Here is a 6,053-nt window from a genome sequence, read left to right as displayed (position 1 = left end):
AAACCACCCTGCGGGCACTTCGGCGCCTTGCGATGCACCGCACCAGACGCCCCGGCCTTATCCGCGAAGATCCACCGGACAGGACCTGGACGGGAGGCGGCCACCGCCGCCACCCGGCGCCTTACGGGGAGTCGGGGAGCGGCTCCGAACCGGTACGGGCGTGCAGTGCCGCGACCGCCGCCCGCGCGTCCTCCGGCGTCGCCGACGGCGGCAGCGGCTCACCGATCCGTACCCGCACCAGCGACGAACGCAGCCGTCCGTGCTTGGGCAGCAGCCGGTCCGTGCCGCCGATACCCACCGGCACGACGGGGACGCCCGCCCGCTCGGCGAGCACGAGGGCGCCCCGGTGGAAGGTGCCGACGGCGCCGTCCGCCCCACGCGTGCCCTCGGGGAAGAGCACGACCGCGCGGCCGGCCCGCAGGCCGTCCGCCATGGACAGCAGGTCGTCCATGCCGCCGCCGGTGCGCCGCACGGGGAACCCGGCGGCGAGCACGCGGCAGATCCGGCGCCGCCACGGGGAGGCGAACCAGTAGTCGGCCGCCGCCCCGATGGCGGGCCGGTGCCGGGCGTCGAGCGCCGCCAGCAGCGCGGCGGTGTCCGCGTGCGAGGAGTGGTTGGCCACAACTACGCACCCATGGGGCGGCAGTTGACCGTGCCGCCGCACACCGCCTGTGACGGTGAGGACGAGCCACCACAGGGCGCGCCGCAGCACCGCGCCGAGCCGAGTGGGCGAGACGGCGGGCGCCGGTACGGGCCCTGGGCCGCCCGGCCCGCCGGAGACGGTGCCCCGCCCCAGACCCCGGCCCCGTCCGTGCCCCACCCGCGTACGCCCCCGTCGGTGACCGACGACCCGCGTCGTACGCCCCCGCAGCCGCCGCGTCGAACGCGCCGCCCGCAGGGCAGAGCTCCGTGCGGTCATGCCGTCACCACCATCGCGAGCAGGAGCGCCAGGAGCAGGGAGTCGATCCGGTCGAGCAGCCCGCCGAAGCCCGGCAGCCAACTGCCCGCGTCCTTCACGCCCGCCTCCCGCTTGACCATGGATTCGAGCAGGTCGCCGAGCACGCAGCCGATCAGGACCGCCGCCCACAGCGGCGGTGTGAAGGCACCGACGGCGGCCAGGGCGAGGCCGGTCGCCCCCGCGGCGCCCAGCACCCCCGCCCATGTCTTGCTGGGCGAGAGAAGCGACAACGGCCGGGCGAGCGGGCCGCGCCGTCCCAGCGCCGTACCGCCGCACCACGCCCCGACGTCGCCGAGCGCCACCGCCAGCCCGACCGCGACCGCCGTGTCCTGAAGCACCACGAGTCCGGTGAGCGGGAGGGGAATCCACAACAGGGCGAAGACGGTGCGCGCGGTGCGGGTGAAGCCCCGCTCGTGGTCGCCCGCCAGCAGCGCCGGCAGCGCCGCCGCCATGAACAGCAGCGCCACCACCCGGAGATCGACCGCCCCCGCGCCCAGAGCCCCGGGCACCAGCCACGCGAGCGCCGGGAGTACGACGGCGGCCACGGCCAGCACGGTGTGCTCCGCGCGCGGGAGCCCCGCCAACCGTACGTACTCGCTCACCGCCGTCACCCCGAGCGCCGCGGCCAGCGCGAACGCGCCCCCGGCTCCCAGGAACAGCGACCCCAGGAACACCGGCGCGGCGATCGCCCACGTCCGCCACCGTCTGCGCAGCTCCGCCCGCATCCTGAGGCGCGCGGGCAGCGCCGCCACCGCGATGCCGCTCGCCCCGAGGGCGCCCGCGACGAGGGGCACGGCACGCCCCACGGCCTCGCCCGCGATCAGCACGCCGCTCATGCGAGCTTCCTCCAGACCCAGCCGAAGCGGACGACGGCCGTGAGCGCCGAGCCCGCCGCGATCACGACGAGCACCGGCACCGCCCAGCCGGTCGCGGCGGCGATGACGACGAGCAGGCAGCGTTCGGTCTTGCCGACGGGGCCGCCGTTACGGCGCGGCGCGCCCGCCGCCGTACCCGCGAGGGACACCCAGGACGGCAGCGTCGCCGCCAGCCCCGCCACCGCGACCAGCCACAGCGGCGCGAGCGCGATGAAGCCGGCGAGGACGACCAGATCGGCCGCGCGGTCGCCGAGTTCGTTGAGGACGGCGCCGCGCCGGGTCGTCCGGCCGGTGTCCCGTGCCAGCGCCCCGTCGAGGTTGGCGAAGGCCAGACGGGCGGCGAGAAGGACGACGACGGGGAGCGCGGCGAGCGGACCGGCGGGCAGCCAGGCGACGGCGGCGCCCGCACCGGCCGCGCTGACGACACCCGCCGCGGTGAGCGTGTCGGGCGACACCTCGCGGCGGACGAGTGCGGCCCGGACTCCGGAGAGCCGGGACGCGTACCAGGGCTTGAGTGCGTAAAGGCCGTTCATGTGGCCAACTGTCGCGACAGACACGCCCTTTCGACATGGAGCAGCTACTCAACCGAGCACTGAGTACATACGCGGGCCTTTGGCCTGAAAGAGTGAGACGCATGTCAGACCCGCTGCGCACCGCGCACACCTTTGAGCTCGATCCGGCGACCCTCGGCGAGATCCGCGCCCTCCTGGACGACGCCTTCGACGGGCATTTCAGTGAGGAGGACTGGGCGCACGGGCTCGGCGGCGTCCATGTCCTCGTACGGGACAGGGCGGGCGCGCTCGTCGCGCACGGCAGCGTGATCCAGCGCCGGCTGACGCACGCGGGCCACTCCTACCGCGTGGGTTACGTGGAGGCGGTCGCCGTCCGTCCCGACCGGCGCAGGGACGGGCTCGGCGGCCGGGTCATGGAGGTGCTGGAGCGGGTCGTCGGCCGGGCGTACGACGTCGGCGCGCTCTCCGCGTCCGAGGCGGGCTCGCGTCTCTACCTGTCGCGCGGCTGGCATCAGTGGGAGGGCCGCGTCGAGGTGCTGAGCCCGGACGGGGTGGTGCGGCTCCCCGAGGAGGAGGGGAGCACCTTCCTCTGGCCGGTGCCCGATCGTGAACTCCCGTCCGCCGAGGACGCGTTGATCTTCGACTGGCGCGACGGCGATGTGCTGTAGAGGGCGCCCCTCCGCCGCGGCGTACGGGGCGCCGCGGCCACCGCCGCCGGTCCCGCTCCCGGCGGCGACGGGACCGCTCGACGGCACTCTCCGGCACTCTCCGACGACGAATCGCCGCACTGGATCAAGGCCGCCGTCTCAGATAGTAGGAAGTCCGACTAACTGTGGAGACAGAACGGCCCGGCTCCCTTAGCTTTGTACGAGCCGAACGACTCGCTTGATCCAGCGAACGGCGGACGTGAGCATCGCCCTCACGCAGGCAACCCCTGCGGCGCGAGCTCCCCGCCCATCCGGCGCGTAGCAGATGCCTCGTACGGCCCCCCAATCCGTATGCCTCAGCTGTCTCAAGGAGTCGATGACCATGGCCGAGACAACAGTCCGCCGCGTCCGTCACCACGCCCGCGGCAACGAGTCTGACCGCAAGAACGCCGCAGCGGCCCTCCAGCGCGCCCTCGACCGCCGGGACAACGGCGGCTCCACCGGCCACTGAGCCGCGACGGGACGAACGGGGCCAACCGGCCCTTCACTTGCGCGCGCACCCCCGCGTGAAACACGTACCGTCCGAATCGTGGACCACGCGTGTCAGGCACTGGGACGCGCAGTAAGGTGCCCGTCATGTCTCGCAGCATCAATCTCGCAGTGATCCCCGGTGACGGCATCGGCCAGGAGGTCGTGGCCCAGGGCCTGAAGGTCCTCGGCTCCGTACTCCCGCAGGATGTGAAGTTGGAGACCAAGGAGTACGACCTCGGCGCCAAGCGCTGGCACCGTACCGGGGAGACCCTCCCGGACGCGGAACTCGCCGCGCTCAAGACGCACGACGCGATCCTCCTCGGTGCCATCGGCGACCCCTCCGTGCCGTCCGGGATCCTGGAGCGGGGGCTGCTGCTGAAGCTGCGGTTCGCCTTCGACCACTATGTGAACCTGCGGCCGTCGAAGCTCTTCCCGAACCAGGCCACACCGCTGGCCGGCCGTCCGGACATCGACTTCGTCGTCGTACGTGAGGGCACCGAGGGCCCGTACACGGGCAACGGCGGCTCCCTGCGCACCGGTACGCCCGCCGAGGTGGCCACCGAGGTCAGCCTCAATACGGCGTACGGCGTGGAGCGGGTCGTGCGCGACGCGTACGAGCGTGCCGACTCCCGCCCCCGCAAGAAGCTGACGCTTGTCCACAAGAACAACGTCCTCGTTTACGCGGGCCACCTCTGGAAGCGGATCTTCGACCGGGTCGGCCAGGAGTACCCCGGCGTCTCCACCGACTATCTGCACGTCGATGCCGCGACGATCTTCTTCGTCACCCAGCCCGAGCGGTTCGACGTGATCGTCACCGACAACCTCTTCGGTGACATCCTCACCGACCTCGCCGCTGCCGTGACCGGCGGCATCGGCCTGGCCGCATCCGCGAACATCAACCCCGACCGGGCGTTCCCGTCCATGTTCGAGCCCGTCCACGGCTCGGCGCCGGACATCGCGGGCCAGGGGAAGGCCGACCCCACGGCCACGATCCTCTCGGTCGCACTGCTGCTGCGGCACCTCCGCTTCGACGCCGAGGCCGCCCGTGTCGAGGAGGCCGTCGCGGCCGACCTCGCGGAGCGCGGCGGTGCGCCCCGTACGACCGACGAGATCGGTGACGCGCTCGTCGTACGAGTAGCGGGCTGACCCGACGACGCCTTCCACCGCCGCCGGGTCGCAGCACCCGGCGGCTGTGCTTCGCGGCCACCGGGTGTCACCATCATCCGCAGGGCCGCATTCACCCCGATTCATGCCAAGCTCAGCCACGCGCCACAATGGCGGTGGGCCGTAGCGTGAGGGAAAGCTCGGACGTCCTAGTACCTGTAGCGGCGTGAGCGCGGTCCGTCATACACAACCGGTGAAGGACAAGAACTCATGACCACGCCCACGACGCCATTGCCCACTCTCGCGCTCAAGCCCTCGTCGAATCCGCTGTCCGACGCGCAGCGCGAGGCGATCCTGGCCGCTCCCGGCTTCGGTCGCCACTTCACCGACAACATGGTGACCATCAGGTGGACGGAGGGCCGGGGCTGGCACGACGCGGAGCTGGTGCCGTACGGGCCGCTCTCGCTCGACCCGGCCAACATGACGCTGCACTACGCGCAGGAGATCTTCGAAGGGCTGAAGGCGTACCGCCGCCCCGACGGCAGCGTCGCCACCTTCCGGCCCGAGACCAACGCCCTGCGCTTCCAGGTCTCCGCGCGCCGGCTGGCGATGCCCGAGCTGCCGGCCAAGACGTTCATCGAGGCGTGCGACGCGCTGGTGCGGCAGGACCAGGCGTGGGTCCCGCCGCACGGCGGCGAGGCGTCGCTGTATCTGCGGCCGTTCATGATCGCGACCGAGGTGGGCCTCGGTGTGAAGCCGTCGAACGAGTATCTGTTCCTCGTCATCGCCTCCCCGGCCGGCGCGTACTTCCCGAGCGGCGTGAAGCCCGTCTCGGTCTGGCTCTCCGAGAACTATGTGCGCGCCGTCCCCGGCGGCATGGGCTTCGCCAAGACCGGCGGCAACTACGCGGCCTCCCTGCTCGCGCAGGCCGAGGCGGCGGCCGAGGGCTGCGACCAGGTCGTCTGGCTGGACGCGCTGGAGCACCGCTGGGTCGAGGAGATGGGCGGGATGAACCTGTACTTCGTGTACGGGGACAAGATCGTCACTCCCGAGCTCACCGGCTCGCTGCTGGCCGGCATCACCCGCGACTCGCTGCTGAAGATGGCGAGCGACCTCGGCTACTCGTCCGAGGAGCGCCGTATCTCCACCGACCAGTGGCGCCGCGACACCGAGAACGGCACCCTCACCGAGGTCTTCGCGTGCGGTACGGCCGCCGTCATCACGCCGGTCGGCCTCGTCAGGTCGACGAGCGGTGAGTGGACGCACTCGGGCGGCGAGCCCGGCGAGGTCACCACGAAGCTGCGCGAGGCGCTGCTGGACATCCAGACGGGCCGGGCCGAGGACGTCCACAACTGGATGCACCACGTGGTCTGACGTGCCGCCGCGGACGGTTACCGGGCCGGTGGGTACGCGGGGTGGCGGCATT

General features: G+C 72.5%; 6 protein-coding genes and 1 pseudogene. 4 read left to right on the top strand and 3 right to left on the bottom strand.

All coding sequences use genetic code 11. The annotated features are described in order from the left end of the window. The 3 genes and pseudogenes from ACFWV8_RS35130 to ACFWV8_RS35120 all read right to left on the bottom strand — a co-directional run. Positions 1-712 (bottom strand): annotated as a pseudogene (locus tag ACFWV8_RS35130) (lysophospholipid acyltransferase family protein); the annotation flags it as partial. Positions 713-915: 203 nt separating this feature from the next. Beyond that, the gene (locus ACFWV8_RS35125; RefSeq protein WP_384213933.1) at positions 916-1,794 is read right to left on the bottom strand and encodes a phosphatidate cytidylyltransferase; all 879 of its coding nucleotides are present in this window, start codon (positions 1,792-1,794) and stop codon (positions 916-918) included. Further along, positions 1,791-2,366, bottom strand: a complete 576-nt coding sequence (locus ACFWV8_RS35120; protein WP_384213931.1) for a CDP-alcohol phosphatidyltransferase family protein — start codon at positions 2,364-2,366, stop codon at positions 1,791-1,793. Before ACFWV8_RS35120 ends, ACFWV8_RS35125 begins: the two co-directional genes overlap by 4 nt. 101 nt (positions 2,367-2,467) lie before the next feature. On the opposite strand from ACFWV8_RS35120, the gene ACFWV8_RS35115 reads away from it, so the two are divergent. The 4 genes from ACFWV8_RS35115 to ACFWV8_RS35100 all read left to right on the top strand — a co-directional run bounded on the left by ACFWV8_RS35115 (position 2,468) and on the right by ACFWV8_RS35100 (position 6,001). Further along, positions 2,468-3,013 (top strand): GNAT family N-acetyltransferase, encoded by a 546-nt coding sequence (locus ACFWV8_RS35115; protein WP_384213928.1) that lies wholly within the window; start codon positions 2,468-2,470, stop codon positions 3,011-3,013. A 361-nt stretch (positions 3,014-3,374) separates the two neighbouring features. After that, positions 3,375-3,503: a hypothetical protein gene (locus ACFWV8_RS35110; RefSeq protein WP_329381097.1), complete on the top strand. Its 129-nt coding sequence runs from the start codon at positions 3,375-3,377 to the stop codon at positions 3,501-3,503. Between the two features lie 125 nt (positions 3,504-3,628). Then, the gene (locus ACFWV8_RS35105; protein ID WP_384213924.1) at positions 3,629-4,669 is read left to right on the top strand and encodes a 3-isopropylmalate dehydrogenase; all 1,041 of its coding nucleotides are present in this window, start codon (positions 3,629-3,631) and stop codon (positions 4,667-4,669) included. A gap of 228 nt (positions 4,670-4,897) precedes the next feature. Beyond that, positions 4,898-6,001 carry a branched-chain amino acid aminotransferase gene (locus ACFWV8_RS35100; protein WP_384213922.1) on the top strand — a complete coding sequence of 368 codons (1,104 nt, stop codon included), beginning with the start codon at positions 4,898-4,900 and terminating at the stop codon, positions 5,999-6,001. Positions 6,002-6,053: the final 52 nt, after the last annotated feature.

Source organism: Streptomyces sp. NPDC058665, assembly GCF_042714995.1.
Lineage (GTDB): Bacteria > Actinomycetota > Actinomycetes > Streptomycetales > Streptomycetaceae > Streptomyces.
This window is presented reverse-complemented; position numbering and strand designations above follow the sequence as displayed.

Bases quoted from the DNA above. Each gene is read 5' to 3' on its own strand.
- ACFWV8_RS35125 (WP_384213933.1), bottom strand. From the start codon at position 1,794: ATGAGCGGCGTGCTGATCGCGGGCGAGGCCGTGGGGCGTGCCGTGCCC.
- ACFWV8_RS35120 (WP_384213931.1), bottom strand. From the start codon at position 2,366: ATGAACGGCCTTTACGCACTCAAGCCCTGGTACGCGTCCCGGCTCTCC.
- ACFWV8_RS35100 (WP_384213922.1), top strand. From the start codon at position 4,898: ATGACCACGCCCACGACGCCATTGCCCACTCTCGCGCTCAAGCCCTCG.
- ACFWV8_RS35105 (WP_384213924.1), top strand. From the start codon at position 3,629: ATGTCTCGCAGCATCAATCTCGCAGTGATCCCCGGTGACGGCATCGGC.
- ACFWV8_RS35115 (WP_384213928.1), top strand. From the start codon at position 2,468: ATGTCAGACCCGCTGCGCACCGCGCACACCTTTGAGCTCGATCCGGCG.
- ACFWV8_RS35110 (WP_329381097.1), top strand. From the start codon at position 3,375: ATGGCCGAGACAACAGTCCGCCGCGTCCGTCACCACGCCCGCGGCAAC.